Genomic DNA, 15,479 nt, shown 5'->3' with positions numbered 1-15,479 from the left:
CTCAGGCCGTCCACAGGTGCTGCGCCGCGTATGCGCGCCAAGGCCGCCAGGTTTCGGCGCGGGCCAGCAATTGCGCCGGGGTATAGGTCCGCGCTTCCAGTCTTTCGAGTCCGCGGATCAGGCCGATGTCGGCGGACGGAAACGCGTCCGGCTCGCGCAACTGGCGCAGCGCGATGTATTGCGCCGTCCATTCGCCCACGCCGCGTATCGTGCGCAGCCGGCGCACTGCGTCTTCCAGGCCGCCGGCGGCATCGAACAGATGCTTGTCCGCCACTGCCGCCGCGGCGACCGCCGACAAGGTGGCCGCGCGGCTGCGCGGCATGCCCAGCGACGCAAGCTCGGCCGCCGCCACGGCTTCAGGCAAGGGGAACACATGCGTCAGCGCGCCTTCGGGACGGGTCATGGCGGCGCCGTGCGCGGCCACCAGCTTGCCGGCCAGGCGTATGGCCGCAGCCACCGTGATCTGCTGCCCGAGCACGGCGCGCATGGCCAGCTCGAAGCCGTCCCAGGCGCCAGGCACGCGCAGGCCGGGCCGCGCGCGGATCAGTTCGGTCATGACGGGATCGCTGGCGAACTGCGCGGCGATGGCGACCGGATCGCTGGCCAGATCGAAGACGCGGCGCAGGCGCGCGATGATGGCCGGCAGCGCTTGCAGCCGGGGAAAGCGCACCGTGGCCTCGAGCGCATCGCCGCGGCCCGGGCGCACCGTCACCGTGCCCTGGCAGCCGTCCAGCAGGACAGTGCGCGCATAGCTGTCGTCCGTGACGTGTTCGATGCCGGGAATCGCGCGCAGCCGCAGGAAAGCCAGCATGGCGTCCCAGTCGTAGGGCGGGCGGTAGCGCAGCAGCAACTTGATCTCGCCCTCCTGCGCCGCGGAAACTTCCGGCTTGCCGGAGCGCCGCAGTTCGCCCGGGGCGCGCGCGAACAGGTCATGGAAGATCTCGTTGAAGCGGCGGATGCTGCCAAAGCCCGACGCGAAAGCGATCTCCGCCATCGGCAGCCGGGTTTCGTGGATCAGCTGCTTGGCCAGCAGCACGCGCCGCGTCTGGGCCACGGCCACGGGCGAGGCGCCCAGGTGCTGGCGGAACTGGCGCCGCAACTGGCGTTCGCCCACGCCCAGGCGCTGCGCCAGCGCGTCCACTCCGTCCTCGTCCAGCGCGCCCAGTTCGATCAGTTGCAGCGCGCGCGCCACGCTGTCGGGCAGTTCATGCCCGGGTCCGACTTCCGGCGCGGTCTCGGGTCGGCAGCGCAGGCAGGGGTGATAGCCGGCTTCCTGCGCCGCCGCCGCGGTGGCGTAGAACGTGACGTTCTTCGACAATGGCGTGCGCGCGGGGCAGACCGGGCGGCAATAGATGCGCGTGGTCTTCACTGCCGTGAAGAAGCGGCCGTCGTAACGGGAGTCGCGCACTTGGATGGCGCTGTAGCAGGCGTCGTGGTTCAGGTCCATGGAATCATGCTAACGCCGCGGCGGGCGTCGGATCTAGCGGTTTTCGGACAGTGTTGTGGATGCGGCATTCCTGTCCGAAAACCGCCAGCGCATGGCTCGCTCCCCCGCCTATATTGTTTGCGTCGATCATCGCAGGAGGCCATCCCATGCCAGCCCGTACCCAGACATTTCTGCTTGAACGCGTACCCACGCCCATCGGCCTGATGCTGGTCCTGAGCGACGAGCAGCGGCGCCTGCGGGCGGTCGACTGGGAGGACTACGAAGCGCGCATGCATCTGTTGCTGCGCAGGCAGTACCGCCATCAGAACGTGGCGCTGCGCGATGCGGCCCAGGCCTCGCCCGCGCGGCGCGCGCTGCTGGATTACTTCGACGGCGACGTGCGCGCCATCGACGCGCTGGATGTGGCCACGGGCGGCACGGACTTCCAGCGGGAAGTGTGGCGGGCGTTGCGCGAAGTGTCGGGCGGCCAGTCGATCAGCTATGGCGCGCTGGCGCATCGCATCGCGCGTCCCGCAGCCGTGCGAGCGGTGGGCGCGGCCAATGGGGCGAATCCCATAGGCATCGTCGTGCCTTGCCACCGCATCGTGGGCGCTGACGCCGCCCTGACCGGTTACGGCGGCGGACTGCACCGCAAGCGCTGGCTGCTGGATCACGAGCAGAGATGGCTTGAAAATTCTTGTGACAGGGTTGAATAGATTTGTAGCTTGTTAAGCATCTGATGGGCATATCATGCGTCCCCTTCAGAGCAACCCGCAACAGGAAACAAAGATGTTTATGCCGCGCCCCTTGCGCATGTCCGCAGTTCTGGCCGTCACGCTGGCGCTCGCCGCGTGCGGCGACGATAGCGCCAAGAAGGAAGCGAAAGCGCCCGAGGCGGCCACCGCCCAGGCCGAGATCACCAAGTACAACCAGTACGTCGACACCGCCAACAGCATTTCCACGACTTTCGAGCAGGCGCTGGAACGCTACGAGGCCTATGCCGTCCCGGCGCTGAAGGAAGGCAAGCCGCTCAAGGATTTTGTCATCAGCAATGATTCGACGATCCAGCGCACCAAGGAGAAGCTCGACCGCGCGCTGGCGATGACGACGCCCATCGCCGAGATCGACGGGCCGGCCAAGGAATTCTCGGATGCGTTGGGCAAGCTGGCGCCGCTGAGCCACGAACTGCAGAACTATGCCGCAGCCAAGACCTTCCTGTCCGACAACGGCGCGCTGGCGCGCGAGAAGAGTCCGGCCTATGTCGCGGCGCTGACCGAAGTCGTGAAGGCGGAGAACGGCTTTTACCGCGGCATCTCCATCAAGGACACGGCCAACACCAAAGAAGCCTTCGAGAAAGCCAAGAAGGACACGGTCGCCTACTACCGCGCCGGCATGGTCTATTACGGCAAGGCCACAATGGACAAGGCCTCGGGCGTGTTTGAGGGCAAGGGCCTGGGCGCCGACCAGGACGCGTTCAAGCAGGAGCTGGACAAGATGAACGAAATGGCGCTGGGCTTCGACAAGAAGACGCGTGAAGCCGACGCCAAGGGCTGCTCCGGCATGATGATGAACGTCAACGGCTTCCTGGCCTCCGGCCGCAAGATCCTGGAACACACCAACAATGGCCGCTACAAGGAAGACGCCGCGCGCACCGGCGCGTTCAAGATGATGCGTCCCACCATCGAAGACGACGCCAACAGCCTGCGCCAGAACTTCAACAACCTGATCTCCGACCTGAACATCGGCCGCTGCTGATCGCAGCGCGCCCGCGGCTGGTTCATGGCCGCAACCTGACACAGCGCCCCATGCGGGCGCTGTTTTTTCATGTGCGTCCGCTTTCTCCGTTTGCCACCTTCAACTCCAGGTAAAAGATGTTGTGAATTCCACGGCGCCCGCAGGCCGCGGGCCTCAGTACAGTGCCGACAGCATCTCACCAGCAAGGAGCCCAGTCGGCACATGAAGACCTATCGCATCGCAACCATCCCCGGCGACGGCATCGGCAAGGAAGTAATACCCGCCGGACAGCGCATCATGCAGGAACTGGCCCGGGACGGCGGCCTGAGTTTCGAGTTCGAGGATTTCGACTGGGGCGGCGACTACTACCGCAAGCACGGCGTGATGATGCCGGCCGACGGCCTGGATGCGCTGCGCGGCAAGGACGCCATCCTGTTCGGTTCTGCCGGTGATCCGCACATTCCCGACCACATCACCCTGTGGGGATTGCGGCTGAAGATCTGCCAGGGCTTCGACCAGTACGCCAACGTGCGTCCGACGCGCATCCTGCCCGGCATCGACGCGCCGCTCAAGCGCTGCGCGCCGGGACAGCTGGATTGGGTCATCGTGCGCGAGAACTCCGAAGGCGAATACTCCGGCGTGGGCGGCCGGGTCCACCAGGGCCATCCGCTGGAAGCCGCGACCGACGTGTCCATCATGACCCGCGCGGGCGTCGAACGCATTCTGCGCTTCGCCTTCAAGCTGGCGCAATCCCGTCCGCGCAAGTTGCTGACGGTAGTCACCAAGTCCAATGCGCAGCGCCACGCCATGGTCATGTGGGATGAGATCGCCATGGAGGTGAGCCCCGAGTTTCCGGACGTGACCTGGGACAAGGAACTGGTCGACGCGGCCACCGCCCGCATGGTGAACCGCCCCGCCTCGCTGGACACCATCGTCGCCACCAACCTGCACGCCGACATCCTGAGCGACCTGGCGGCGGCGCTGGCCGGCAGCCTGGGTATCGCGCCCACCGGCAACATCGACCCGGAACGCCGCTATCCCTCCATGTTCGAACCCATCCACGGATCGGCTTTCGACATCATGGGCAAGGGCCTGGCGAACCCGGTCGGCACCTTCTGGTCCGTGGTCATGCTGCTGGAGCACCTGGGCGAAACGCAGGCCGCCGCGCGGCTGATGCAGGCGATCGAAAGCGTGACTGCCGATCCTTCTCTGCACACGGGCGACCTGGGCGGAACCGCCACCACGGAGCAAGTCACGGCGGCCGTGTGCGCGAAGCTGGCGGCTGCGGACAGGGCCAAGGCCGCATAGGCGAAGCAAACCCGAAGCGGGATCGGGGCGCAAGACCTCAGGCCCGCTGCGGGATCCACGAGAACAAGCGAATTCCATTCGTACCGAGGAGACAAGCATGCACAAGAGAACGAACCCTGCGCGCATCCTGGCGCTGGCCTGCCTGGCGGGCCTGTCCTTCGCCGGCGGCGCGCAGGCGCAGGGCTATCCGGCCCGGCCCGTGAACCTGGTCGTGCCGTTTCCGGCCGGCGGCACCACCGACGTGCTGGCGCGCGCGCTGGGCCAGGAGCTGGCCAAGAGCCTGGGCCAGCCGGTGGTGGTGGAGAACAAGCCAGGCGCGGGCTCGACCCTGGGCGCGGACTACGTGGCCAAGGCCGCGCCCGACGGCTACACGCTGCTGATGGGCGCCGTGCACCACACCATCGCAACCAGCGTCTACAAGAGCCTGCATTACGACTTCCAGAAGGATTTCGCGCCGGTGACCACGGTGGCCTTGGTGCCCAACGTGCTGGTGGTCAATCCCAAGCTGCCGGCGCAGGACGTGAAGTCCTTGCTGAAACTGGCGCAAGGCCAGCCGGGCAAGCTGACCTATGGCTCGAACGGCATGGGCACGGGGCAACACCTGATTGGCGCGCAGTTCGAAAAGGAAGGGCATGTGCAGTTGCTGCACGTGCCCTACAAGGGCAGCGGGCCGCTCACCACCGACCTGCTGGGCGGCCAGATCGACATGTCCTTCGACACGGTGACGCCGGTGCTGGCACACATCCAGAGTGGCAAGCTGCGCGCGCTGGCTGTCACCACCAATCAGCGTTCGGCCGCGTTGCCGGATGTGCCGACCATGGAGGAGGCCGGTCTGAAGCCCTTCAACATGGGGACCTGGTTTGGCGTGCTGGCGCCGGCGGCCACGCCTGCGGACGTGGTCGGGCGCCTGAATGCCGAGATGGTCAAGATCATCCGTTCGCCCGACTTCTCGCGGCGGATGGCCGAGATCGGCGCTGTGCCTATCGGCGATACGCCAGCCGAGATGAAGGCGCGCATCGGCACGGATACCGAGAACTACGCCAAGCTGGTCAAGGACGCCAAGGTCGCGATCAACTGAGCGCGGCGTTCGTTCAGGCGCGGATCCAGCCGCGCGCGATCGGCAGGGCCAGGACCTTGCGGTACAGCCCCTGCGTGAGGCCCGTTAGCGGTTCGCCGCAGCGGCGCCACGCCATTGCGGTCAGCGCGGCGGCCACCGGCGCCAGCAGGAGTCCGCCCAGGATGTCCAGCGGGAAATGCACGCCCAGGTAGACGCGGGAAGCGCCCACCAGCACGGCCGCGGCCAGCGCCAGCCAGCCCCAGCCGGCCCAGCGCCGGTCATAGATCAGCGCGAACGCCAGCGTGGCGATGATGATGGTGTGGTTGCTGGGAAACGACGACGTCGCCTTGTGCGGGAAGAAGGCGTGTCCCAGGCCGATGACGAAGGGCCGCGCATGCGGCCACAGCGCGCCGCACAGGTAGCTTGCGAACAGCGCCACGGCGATGCTGGCCAGCGCCTTCAGCGCGACCTCGCGCTGCGGCCGGCCGCCCCACAGCCACAGGGCGGCCAACACGACCGGCACCAGCAGGATCAGCCGGTTCGCCACCAGCATGGCGGCGTGGATCTGCCAAACCGGAGTGGCCGGGTCGGCGTTGATCGAGAGAAAAAGGGACTGGTTGAGGCTTTCAAGGGAATTCATGACTTGTCATCGCGGCGTAATGAAACGATTGCCGCGATGGTAATGATCCCAGCCGTCAGTCCGCTTACAAAAGGCCGCGGACTGCGTCCTTTTACTTCTGGATGCGTTTGCCCTGCGCGTCGATCACGGCTTCGCCGTCTTCCTTGGCGAAGGCGCCTTGCTGCGGGGCGGGCAGGATGTCCAGCACCAGTTCCGACGGGCGGCACAGGCGCGCGCCCAGCGGCGTAGCGACAAAGGGGCGGTTCAGCAGGATGGGGTGCTGCTCGATCGCGTCCAGCAGCGCGTCGTCCGAGAGGGAAGCGTCGTCCAGGCCCAGTTCCAGGTAAGGCGTGCCTTTCTCGCGCAGGGCCTCGCGCACGCTGACGCCGGCCTTCTTGAAGAGTGCCTTCAAGGTGGCGCGCGAGGGCGGCGTTTCCAGGTAAAGCACGACCTCCGGTTCGATGCCGGCGTTGCGGATCATGGCCAGGGTGTTGCGCGAGGTGCCGCACTTGGGGTTGTGATAGATGGTTACGTCGGACATGGAAGCTCCTCTTTCCGGTAGATCGTCATGCAAGGCTGTGAGCATAGTGCATTCGCGCCGGCGCTTCAGGCCCGCAGCTTCTTGCCCAGCCGCCGCCAGCCTATCACCGCGCCGGTCAGGCTGAGCGCCGCGCCGCCCAGGCTCAGGAACACCAGGAGGGCGTCCCACAGCGGACGGCGCGACAAGAGGCCGGTCCAGTCCCAGCTATGCAGAAAGGCAAACAGCCAGCGGCTGGTGCGCGAACCGCTGTCCTGCCGGCTCACGATCTGTCCCGTGCGCGGGTCCAGATAGACCCAGGTCGCCTGCGGATCGTCATAGGTCAGCCGCCATACGGGTAGCGGCTTCTCGACATGGCCAAGCATCGCGTGCTCGTCGCGGGCGTAGTAATAGAAGTCGTAGGCCTGCAGCGTTTCGGCGCTGGCGAGCCGGGCGCCGGGGACCAGCCGGGCGGCGGCGGCGCGCAGGGCCGCCGGGTCGAACGTGTAGGGCTGCGCGTTGCCGGCCGACAGCACCAGCGGGGCGCCTGCGGCGCTGCGCGCCAGCACCACGTCCTGGCCGTCGGCGCGGGCCCAGCGCAATTCGCGCGGGGCGGCGGGCAGGGCTGCGATCAGTTCCCCGGGCGTGGCCAGCGTGTTCCCCGGCGCGCCGGCATAGGCTCCCTGGGCCAAGGGCGGCGCTCCGCTGCTGAACAGCTTCCACGGATTCATCGACATCAGTCCGCTGAAGATCCAGGTGATGGTGATGGCCGCGAACAGCAGGCCGCTCAGGTGGTGCCAGCGCATCATGTTTTCGCGGTAGGGCGAACGGCTGCCGCTGGCATAGGGCCGCGAAAAGCGCCAGCGCAGGATGCCGACCACCGTGCCCGTCACGGCCAGCAGCACGCCTGCGACCGACAGCCACACCACGATGTCGTGCCACCAACCGTCCAGCGCATTGCCGCGGAACGGATACAGCCAGTGGATCCAGGCGCCCGCGTAGTTCCAGACGCGTTCGGCGCGGGTGGCGTCCAGCACCACCATGCCCGTGGCGGACGAGATGTAGAGCCGCGTATGCGCGGGATCGTCCAGGTCCACCCGGTGCAGCGGCCGGTCGGGGCCGAGCGCGCGTGAATGGGTGTAGGCGTCTTCGTCCACGGTACCCAGGTAGCGGGCGGCATACTGGCCTGCCGACCAGGCACGGGCCGTGGCCAGCGCGGTCGCGGCATCGGCCGGGGGCAACAGAGCGCCGCTGGCGGCGTCCACCATCCTGGGCGCGCGGCGCGCCTCGCCGGGAATCACGTAGACCGGCGCGCCGCCGCGGGCGGCGGCCAGCGCCATGCCGGCGGCGTCCTTGGCGCCCGCCGCCGCCAGCGCCTGCGCGGGTGTGACACTGATCGCCCCGGAATCCAGCGCGGGCAAGTGCGTCAGGCGTTCCTGCGGCGTGAGCTTGGGATAGCCCACGTACATCATCACCACGCCGGAGATGAACCACATGGCGAAGAACAGGCACAGCACGATGCCCGCCCAGCGATGGATCAGGTACAGCCAGCGCTTGGCGCGCGCCGACAGCGGCGGCCCGGCGCGATGGCGGGCGGAGGAGGGTAGCGTCGTGTTCATGGCGGTCTGTCCTGGCGCGCCGCTCAGAAGCGGGCCTGCAAGGTGAGCTCGAACGAGCGGGGCGCGCCCAGGTAGTACATGGTCGGCGTTGCGTTCGCGGCATAGACCTTGTCGGTCAGGTTGCGCACGCGCGCCGTCACGCTGAGGTTGCGGTTGATCCGGTGCGACAGCGCCGCGTCGAACACGGTGTAGGACGGCGTCCAGACGCTGTTGGCGGCGTCCGCGTACATGCGGCCCACGTAGCGCGCGGCCATGCTGGCGGTCCAGTCGGGCAGGAAGGCATAGTCCAGCCAGACGTTGGCCAGGCGGCGCGGAGTGTTGGTGGGCACGTTGCCGTTGCGCGAGACCGCCACGCCGCCCACGGACTGCGAGAAGTCGTCGTACTTGGGATCGACGAAGGCGACATTGCCCTGCAGGGATAGCTGGGAGGTCAGCTGCAGGCCGCCGGCCAGCTCGATGCCGCGCGCCGATTGCGCGCCCACGGGCACGCTGACGCCGGGATTGTTAGGGTCCGAGGTCGCCATGTTCTTGCGCTTGATCTCGTAGAGCGCCACGGTGGCTGAACCGCGGCCGTCCCAGAAGTTGAACTTGCCGCCCACCTCGGCCTGCCTGCCGGTGGTGAGCTTGTCATTGTTCAGCACGTCGGCGAACGAGGCGGTGGCCAGGATGCCCGAGGGAGGATCGGCCGCGGTGGCGTACTGCGCGTACAGCGAGGCCTCCGGACTCAGCTCCCAGTTCACGCCCAGCCGTCCGGTCAGCGGCGAGTAGCTGCGCTGCGCGCTGGCGGGCGAGGCGGCGGTGACGGCGCGGCGATTGGTCAGGTCCATGTCGATGAAGTCCTTGCGCAATGCCGACACGATGGCCACGCCCGGCAGCACCGTGGTGCGGTTCTCCATCGTCAGCGCCAGCGTGCGGATGCGGTTGTCGCGGTCGGCGACGTGGCCGCGCTTCATGCCGGGGATGTCGTAGAAATCGCCGGCCGAAAAGTCGTAGGGATCCACTGCGTCGACCTGGCCGGGCAGGCTGGTCGGATAGCGCGTGATCTTGTTCTGGCTGACGTCCACGCCGAAGGACCAGTCGCTGGGCAGGCCGGCCAGGGTGGAGCGGTACAGGCCCTCGACGCGGTTGCCTATCAAGCTTTGTTCGTGCCGTTGCAACAGCGCTCCGGAACGCAGCACCAGGCTGTTGCCCGCGTTCAGGCGGTAGTTCTCCAGATTGCGGTAATCGCGCTCGGCGCGATAGTAGTAGAGCGTGTTCTTGAAGGTCAGATTGGAGCCGGCGCGCCATTCGGTCAGGGACCGCGCCCACAGCACCGACTGCTCGTACAGGCCATCGTTGACGTTGTAGTTCTTGAAGCGCGTGCCATCCAGGATGCGGCCCGTGCCTTGCACCACGCCGTTGGCGTCGGTTTTCAGCGGCGTGCCCCAGTAGGGCCGGTCCACCTGTTCGCGCTGGTACTCGAAGGCAAAGGTCTGGGTCACGTCGGCGCCCAGATCGGACAGTAGCGAGGCGGCCACCTGGCTGGCGCGGGAATGGTTGCCGTCGACCCAGCCGTGGCTGGAGCCGGTGTTGGCATCGATGCGCAGATAGTGGCCGCGGCCGCCGGGCTCGCCCGCCAGTTGCTGGTTCAGCCCCACCGACAGTTGGCGGCTGTCGAACGAACCCACGCGCAGCTGGCCGTCGTAGAAGGTGTCGCGTTCGGGCAGCTTGGTGACGTAGTTGATGGCGCCGCCGACCGCGCCCGCGCCGAACAGGAAGGTGGAGGGACCGCCGATCGCTTCGACCCGGTCGTAGATCCAGCTATCCACCGGCCGCGCCGCGATCGAGTCGTACTGCACGGAAATGCCGTTAAACAGTTGCGAGACCTGGCCGCCGGAGAATCCGCGGTAGCTGACCGCGCCCGCGTTGCCTGGCGGCGAGGCGTTGTCCACGCCGGGGATGCCGCGGGCGATCTCCTGCGTGTTCAAGGATCCGCGCGCCTCGATCTGTTCGCGCGAGATCACGGTGACGCTGGCTGGCGTTTCACGCAGGGTCAGGCCCAGCCGGCTGCCCGTGCTGTCGCGCACGTTCAGGTCGATGGGGCCGTTGGGCGCGGGCTCTTCGGAGGCGGCGCCGTGCACGGTGGTGGGCGCCAGGGTGGGCACGGCGGGTTCCGTGGTCAGGGCCTGGGCGGAGCCGCTGGCGAGCGCGCCCAGCAGCAGGGTGTAGGTCGTGGTCTTCTTCATGTCTGGAACCGGTGGTCCGGCCCGCGCGCTCGGCGGCCCTCGCAAAGCGGGCGGGGCTGGCCGGGACGCATGAGCCTGAATGACGGCACGCATCCGGGCGCGCCGGGAGGCGCGGACGGAACGTGGCGGCGGGATAACAGCGGTGGACGCAAACCGGCCGCCGTCAGGCGGCGGGGCGCGCCGGCTCAGACCGCGGGCGGTGCGCGCGGCTGGGCCGCGCTCCAGGCATGAAGAGGATGGGCCGCGAGGAAGAACAGCGGCGGATACGTGATGGCGCGGCCGAGAGGGGCTGGCACGACGGGAACGGGCGCGGGCAGAATGCCCACGTCAGCGTTGGGGTTGCGGCAAAGCGGGCAATGATGGCTGTCGCCGTGATCGTCCCCCTGGGTGCCGTCATTGCTGCCGCCCGGCACCTCCAGGGTCAGGGATGCTTGCCCCGCGCCTTCGCTGGTGCAGAAGTCGACGCTGATGCGATGGGCGTTGTGGCTGGCCGGAGACAGGCTCAGTGCATGCGCCAGCGACGGCGCCAACGACGCCCACAGGATCGCGACGAGCGCGATCCACACGGCGGGGCGGGTCAGGTAGGCAGCGGAGCACATGGCGCCCGATTATATCGGAGCAGATGGGGCTGCCGTCCAGCGTTTGCCAGGAATAATCGAGGTCCGGCGCAGACCCTAAACCGACAGATGCCGCCGCACATCCTCGCCGTCGATGGCGTCGCGGTCGCCGCGCGCCACCACGACGCCGCGCGACAGCACCACGAACTGATCCGCCAGTTCGCGAGCGAAGTCGAAGTACTGTTCGCACAGCAGGATGGCGATGTCGCCGCGCTGGCGCAGCATGTGGATGACTCGGGCGATGTCCTTGATGATGGACGGCTGTATGCCTTCGGTGGGCTCGTCCAGGATGATGAGCTTGGGCTCGGCCACCAGAGCGCGGGCGATGGCCAGCTGTTGCTGCTGTCCGCCGGACAGGTCGCCGCCGCGGCGCGACAGCATGGTCCGCAGCACGGGGAACAGCTCGTACACCTCTTCCTTGATGCGGCGCGCGCGCGCCGCCGGCTTGGTCGCCATGCCCATCAGGATGTTCTCTTCCACCGTCAAGCGGGCGAAGATGTCACGGCCCTGGGGTACATAGGCCATGCCGCGCGCCGCGCGCTGGTGCGGCGCCAGGCGCGTGACGTCCGCGCCGTCGAAGGCGATGTCGCCGCGCGTCACCGGCAGCACGCCCATCACGCATTTGAGCAATGTGGTCTTGCCCACGCCATTGCGTCCCAAGAGCGCCAGGCATTCGCCCTGGCGCACGGACAGCGACACGCCGCGCAGCGTATGGCTGCCGCCGTAGTATTGGTCTATCGTGTTTACGTCCAGCATCTCAGCGCCCCAGATAGACTTCGATGACCCGCGGATCGGCCTGCACCTTGCTCATCGGCCCTTCGGCCAGCACCGAGCCTTCGTGCAGCACCGTGACCTTGCCGTCGCCCGCGATCTGATTGACGAAATCCATGTCGTGCTCCACCACCATCAGCGAATGGCGTCCGCGCAATTCGTTGAGCAGCTCGCCGGTGCGTTCGGTCTCGGCATCGGTCATGCCCGCCACCGGCTCGTCCAGCAGCAGCAATTGCGGCTCCTGCATCAGCAGCATGCCGATCTCCAGCCACTGCTTCTGGCCGTGCGACAGCAGCCCCGCGGGCAACGCCGCTTCGGGCCGCAACCGGATCAGGTCCAGCGTCTCGCCGATCTTGTCGGCCTGTTCGCCGCTCAATCGCGCGAACAGCGTGGGCCGCACGCGCTTGTCGGTCTTCATCGCCAGCTCCAGGTTTTCGAACACGCTGTGCTGCTCGAACACCGTGGGCCGCTGGAACTTGCGGCCGATGCCGGCATGCGCGATCTGCGCTTCGTTCAGCGTGGTGAGGTCTATGCTCTGGCCGAAGTAGGCCGTGCCCGAAGTGGGCCGGGTCTTGCCGGTGATGACGTCCATCATGGTGGTCTTGCCAGCGCCGTTGGGGCCGATGATGCAGCGCAGTTCGCCCACGCCTATGTCCAGCGTCAGGTCGTTCAAGGCCTTGAAGCCGTCGAAGCTGACCGTGATGCCTTCCAGGTAAAGGATGGCGCCGTGGCTGGTGTCCAGGCCCTTGGGGCTGACGCGGCCGTAGCCGGCATCGCCGCTGGGGCCGCCGTCGAGCGCGGCGGATTCGATGTGCGTGCTGCTCATGCCTTGTTCCCCTGGATGCGGGCGCAGATGCGGCGCGCCAGGCCGACGATGCCGGTGGGCAGGAACAGCGTCACCAGCACGAAGATCAAGCCCAGCGCGTACAGCCAGAATTCCGGCAGCACGCTGGTGAACCAGGTCTTCAGGCCGTTGACGGCGCCCGCGCCGATGATGGGGCCGACCAGCGTGCCGCGTCCGCCGGTGGCGACCCAGATCACCATTTCAATCGAGGTCTCTGTGGACATCTCGCTGGGGTTGATGATGCCGACCTGCGGCACGTAGAGCGCGCCAGCGATGCCGCAGAGCACCGCGGACAGGGTCCAGACGAAGAGCTTGAAGCCCAGCGGGTCGTAGCCGATGAAGCGCAGGCGGCTCTCGGCATCGCGCACGGCGGTGAGCACGCGGCCCAGTTTGCTCTGCGTGACCGCGCGCGCAAGGACCAGCGCGCCTGCCAGCGCGGCCAGCGTGATCCAGTACAGCGCGGCGCGCGTGCCGGGCGCGGTGATGTCGAAACCCAGGATGCGCTTGAAGTCGGTGAAACCGTTGTTGCCGCCGAAGCCCGTGTCGTTGCGGAAAAAGAGCAGCATCGCGGCGAAGGTCAGCGCCTGCGTGATGATGGAAAAGTACACGCCCTTGATGCGCGAGCGGAAGGCGAAGTAGCCGAACACGAAGGCCAGCACGCCCGGCACCAGCACGACCAGCAGCATGGCGTACCAGAAGTGCTCGGTAAAGGACCAGTACCAGGGGTAGCTCTTCCAGTCCAGGAACACCATGAAGTCGGGCAGGTCGCTCTGGTAGACGCCGTCGCGGCCGATGGCGCGCATCAGGTACATGCCGTGCGCATAGCCGCCCAGCGCGAAGAACAGGCCATGGCCCAAGGACAGGATGCCGGCATAGCCCCACACCAGGTCCAGCGCCAGCGCCGCCATTGCGTAGCACATGAACTTGCCCAGCAGCGCCACGACATAGGCCGACACATGCAGCGCATGGCCGGGAGGGAAAGCGAGATTCAGCAAGGGCAGCAGCGCCAGGAGCGCCACTGCCGCTGCCAGGGCCGCCCACACCCGCCCCGAGTACAGCGGGCGGCGGGTCAGCAGATTCAGGTCAGTCAGCGCGTTCTGTTTCATTCGACGCTCCGGCCGCGAGGGGCGAACAGGCCTTGCGGCCGCTTTTGGACGAACAGCACGATGAGCGCCAGGATGGTGATCTTGGCCATGACGGCTCCGGCATAGGGCTCCAGGAACTTGTTGACGCCGCCCAGTCCCAGCGCGGCGATGACGGTGCCGGCGAGCTGGCCCACGCCGCCCAGCACCACCACCATGAACGAATCGACGATGTAGCCGCGGCCCAGGTCCGGCCCCACGTTGCCCAGCTGCGACAGCGCCACCCCAGCCAGCCCGGCGATGCCGGAGCCCAGGCCGAAGGCCAGCATGTCGACGCGGCCGGTGGGCACGCCCACGCAGTCGGCCATGCGGCGGTTCTGCGTGATGGCGCGCACGAACAGGCCCAGGCGGGTATGGTTCAGCAGCGCCCAGACCAGGAACACCACGAAGAAGGCGAAGCCGATGATGACCAGGCGGTTGTAGCTCAGCACCAGTCCGCCCAGTACCGTGACGCCGCCGGACATCCAGCCGGGATTGCTCACCTCCACGTTCTGCGCGCCGAACAGCGTGCGCACGCCCTGCATCAGGATCAGGCTGATGCCCCAGGTGGCCAGCAGCGTTTCCAGCGGCCGGCCATAGAGCCAGCGTATGACGGTGCGTTCCAGCGCCATGCCGACCAGCGCCGTCACGGCGAAGGCCAGCGGCAACGCGGCCAGCACATACCAGTCCAGCCAGCCCGGCAGCCAGGCGCGGAACGCCGTCTGCACTACGTAGGTCACATAGGCGCCTATCATCAGCAGTTCGCCATGCGCCATGTTGATGACGCCCATCAGCCCGAAGGTGATGGCCAGGCCCAGCGCCGCCAGCAGCAGCACGCTGCCCAGGCTGATGCCGTAGAACAGGTTGCCGGCCCATTCGATGGTGGCCAGGTGGCGGTCGATCTGCTTGAGCGCGTGGCCCGCGGCCTCACGCACGCCGGCGTCGGGTTCCGCGTAGGCGCCGTCGCGCTCCTCGGCCAGCGCGGCCAGGGTGGGACGGAATGCGGCGTTGCGGGTGGCGCCCAGCACCTCGACCGCATGGCGCCGCTTGACGGGATCGCCGCTTTTCAATTCCAGGTTGGCCTGCGCGATCAGCAGCGCGTCGCGCACGGCTTCGTTCTTTTCGGACGCCAATGCCTTTTCCAGCATGGGCAGGCGCGCCGGGTCTCCGGTCTGCTGCAGACGGCGCGCCGCAGCCAGGCGCTCGGCGGGCTGCTCGGAATACAGGCGCGAACCCGCCAGCGCCGCCTCGATGGCGCGCCGCAGGCGGTTATTGATGCCGATGGCGCCTGCGCCTGGGGGCAGCTCGGCGGCGGCGCCCGTCGCCGCATCGATGGCGCGCGCACCGCCGTTGCCGATCAGCACGCGGCCGTCATCGGCGGCGTAGAGCCGGTCCTCGCCCAGCGCCTGCAGCACCGCTGCCGCCTCGGGTTCGGGCAGCTGGCCCAGCGCGGCAATCGCCTGGAGCCTGGCGTCCGTGTCGTCGCCGGCCAGCGGCGCAAGCAAGGCCGGGTCCACGCCGCTTGCCGCCGCCGGGGCGGCCGCGAGCGGCAGGGACACCAGCCATGCCAGCAGGAAACGACGCAAGTAGAGTGCGATTGCCGCGATGCGCATGGCTGCTT

General features: G+C 67.8%; 14 protein-coding genes. 4 read left to right on the top strand and 10 right to left on the bottom strand.

What is annotated here, in order from left to right; all coding sequences use genetic code 11:
* Position 1: 1 nt before the first annotated feature.
* A complete protein-coding gene (locus HV793_RS00885; protein ID WP_175212492.1) occupies positions 2 to 1,447 on the bottom strand; it encodes an AlkA N-terminal domain-containing protein in 1,446 nt (481 codons plus the stop codon).
* 146 nt (positions 1,448 to 1,593) lie between these two features.
* On the opposite strand from HV793_RS00885, the gene ogt reads away from it, so the two are divergent.
* From ogt to HV793_RS00865, 4 genes are all read left to right on the top strand, one after another.
* Complete coding sequence (gene ogt / locus HV793_RS00880; RefSeq protein WP_082400780.1) at positions 1,594 to 2,142, top strand: methylated-DNA--[protein]-cysteine S-methyltransferase; 549 nt, start codon at positions 1,594 to 1,596, stop codon at positions 2,140 to 2,142.
* Between the two features lie 73 nt (positions 2,143 to 2,215).
* The gene (locus HV793_RS00875; RefSeq protein WP_054451631.1) at positions 2,216 to 3,181 is read left to right on the top strand and encodes a DUF3829 domain-containing protein; all 966 of its coding nucleotides are present in this window, start codon (positions 2,216 to 2,218) and stop codon (positions 3,179 to 3,181) included.
* 201 nt (positions 3,182 to 3,382) lie between these two features.
* On the top strand, positions 3,383 to 4,468 hold the full coding sequence (locus HV793_RS00870) for a tartrate dehydrogenase (RefSeq protein WP_175212491.1): 1,086 nt from the start codon (positions 3,383 to 3,385) through the stop codon (positions 4,466 to 4,468).
* 97 nt (positions 4,469 to 4,565) lie between these two features.
* Positions 4,566 to 5,546 carry a Bug family tripartite tricarboxylate transporter substrate binding protein gene (locus HV793_RS00865; RefSeq protein ID WP_119451784.1) on the top strand — a complete coding sequence of 327 codons (981 nt, stop codon included), beginning with the start codon at positions 4,566 to 4,568 and terminating at the stop codon, positions 5,544 to 5,546.
* A gap of 13 nt (positions 5,547 to 5,559) precedes the next feature.
* Here the strand turns inward: HV793_RS00865 and HV793_RS00860 are convergent, their stop codons facing one another.
* From HV793_RS00860 to urtB, 9 genes are all read right to left on the bottom strand, one after another.
* Positions 5,560 to 6,165, bottom strand: coding sequence for a phosphatase PAP2 family protein (locus HV793_RS00860; protein WP_054451628.1), 606 nt, complete (start codon positions 6,163 to 6,165; stop codon positions 5,560 to 5,562).
* A gap of 91 nt (positions 6,166 to 6,256) precedes the next feature.
* A complete protein-coding gene (gene arsC / locus HV793_RS00855; RefSeq protein ID WP_054451627.1) occupies positions 6,257 to 6,685 on the bottom strand; it encodes an arsenate reductase (glutaredoxin) in 429 nt (142 codons plus the stop codon).
* Positions 6,686 to 6,750: 65 nt separating this feature from the next.
* A complete protein-coding gene (locus HV793_RS00850; RefSeq protein ID WP_175212490.1) occupies positions 6,751 to 8,280 on the bottom strand; it encodes a PepSY-associated TM helix domain-containing protein in 1,530 nt (509 codons plus the stop codon).
* Positions 8,281 to 8,303: 23 nt separating this feature from the next.
* On the bottom strand, positions 8,304 to 10,505 hold the full coding sequence (locus HV793_RS00845; protein WP_175180727.1) for a TonB-dependent receptor: 2,202 nt from the start codon (positions 10,503 to 10,505) through the stop codon (positions 8,304 to 8,306).
* Between the two features lie 185 nt (positions 10,506 to 10,690).
* The gene (locus HV793_RS00840; RefSeq protein WP_175212489.1) at positions 10,691 to 11,104 is read right to left on the bottom strand and encodes a DUF2946 domain-containing protein; all 414 of its coding nucleotides are present in this window, start codon (positions 11,102 to 11,104) and stop codon (positions 10,691 to 10,693) included.
* A 75-nt stretch (positions 11,105 to 11,179) separates the two neighbouring features.
* Complete coding sequence (gene urtE / locus HV793_RS00835) at positions 11,180 to 11,878, bottom strand: urea ABC transporter ATP-binding subunit UrtE (RefSeq protein ID WP_175212488.1); 699 nt, start codon at positions 11,876 to 11,878, stop codon at positions 11,180 to 11,182.
* A 1-nt stretch (position 11,879) separates the two neighbouring features.
* Positions 11,880 to 12,719, bottom strand: a complete 840-nt coding sequence (urtD, locus tag HV793_RS00830) for an urea ABC transporter ATP-binding protein UrtD (RefSeq protein WP_054451622.1) — start codon at positions 12,717 to 12,719, stop codon at positions 11,880 to 11,882.
* Positions 12,716 to 13,843, bottom strand: coding sequence for an urea ABC transporter permease subunit UrtC (gene urtC, locus HV793_RS00825; RefSeq protein WP_119449224.1), 1,128 nt, complete (start codon positions 13,841 to 13,843; stop codon positions 12,716 to 12,718). The genes urtD and urtC overlap by 4 nt, the downstream gene beginning before the upstream one ends.
* Positions 13,840 to 15,471: an urea ABC transporter permease subunit UrtB gene (urtB, locus tag HV793_RS00820; protein ID WP_054451620.1), complete on the bottom strand. Its 1,632-nt coding sequence runs from the start codon at positions 15,469 to 15,471 to the stop codon at positions 13,840 to 13,842. Before urtB ends, urtC begins: the two co-directional genes overlap by 4 nt.
* Positions 15,472 to 15,479: the final 8 nt, after the last annotated feature.

The organism is Achromobacter aegrifaciens (assembly GCF_902859965.1).
In the GTDB taxonomy this organism is placed as follows: Bacteria; Pseudomonadota; Gammaproteobacteria; order Burkholderiales; family Burkholderiaceae_B; genus Achromobacter; species Achromobacter aegrifaciens.
The sequence above is the reverse complement of the archived record's forward strand: the minus strand, read 5'-3'. Positions and strand labels throughout refer to the sequence as shown.

What these genes read in the sequence shown, in the direction of transcription:
- HV793_RS00885 (WP_175212492.1), bottom strand. Translation starts at nt 1,447, where the DNA reads ATGGACCTGAACCACGACGCCTGCTACAGCGCCATCCAAGTGCGCGAC.
- ogt (WP_082400780.1), top strand. Translation starts at nt 1,594, where the DNA reads ATGCCAGCCCGTACCCAGACATTTCTGCTTGAACGCGTACCCACGCCC.
- HV793_RS00875 (WP_054451631.1), top strand. Translation starts at nt 2,216, where the DNA reads ATGTTTATGCCGCGCCCCTTGCGCATGTCCGCAGTTCTGGCCGTCACG.
- HV793_RS00870 (WP_175212491.1), top strand. Translation starts at nt 3,383, where the DNA reads ATGAAGACCTATCGCATCGCAACCATCCCCGGCGACGGCATCGGCAAG.
- HV793_RS00865 (WP_119451784.1), top strand. Translation starts at nt 4,566, where the DNA reads ATGCACAAGAGAACGAACCCTGCGCGCATCCTGGCGCTGGCCTGCCTG.
- HV793_RS00860 (WP_054451628.1), bottom strand. Translation starts at nt 6,165, where the DNA reads ATGAATTCCCTTGAAAGCCTCAACCAGTCCCTTTTTCTCTCGATCAAC.
- arsC (WP_054451627.1), bottom strand. Translation starts at nt 6,685, where the DNA reads ATGTCCGACGTAACCATCTATCACAACCCCAAGTGCGGCACCTCGCGC.
- HV793_RS00850 (WP_175212490.1), bottom strand. Translation starts at nt 8,280, where the DNA reads ATGAACACGACGCTACCCTCCTCCGCCCGCCATCGCGCCGGGCCGCCG.
- HV793_RS00845 (WP_175180727.1), bottom strand. Translation starts at nt 10,505, where the DNA reads ATGAAGAAGACCACGACCTACACCCTGCTGCTGGGCGCGCTCGCCAGC.
- HV793_RS00840 (WP_175212489.1), bottom strand. Translation starts at nt 11,104, where the DNA reads ATGTGCTCCGCTGCCTACCTGACCCGCCCCGCCGTGTGGATCGCGCTC.
- urtE (WP_175212488.1), bottom strand. Translation starts at nt 11,878, where the DNA reads ATGCTGGACGTAAACACGATAGACCAATACTACGGCGGCAGCCATACG.
- urtD (WP_054451622.1), bottom strand. Translation starts at nt 12,719, where the DNA reads ATGAGCAGCACGCACATCGAATCCGCCGCGCTCGACGGCGGCCCCAGC.
- urtC (WP_119449224.1), bottom strand. Translation starts at nt 13,843, where the DNA reads ATGAAACAGAACGCGCTGACTGACCTGAATCTGCTGACCCGCCGCCCG.
- urtB (WP_054451620.1), bottom strand. Translation starts at nt 15,471, where the DNA reads ATGCGCATCGCGGCAATCGCACTCTACTTGCGTCGTTTCCTGCTGGCA.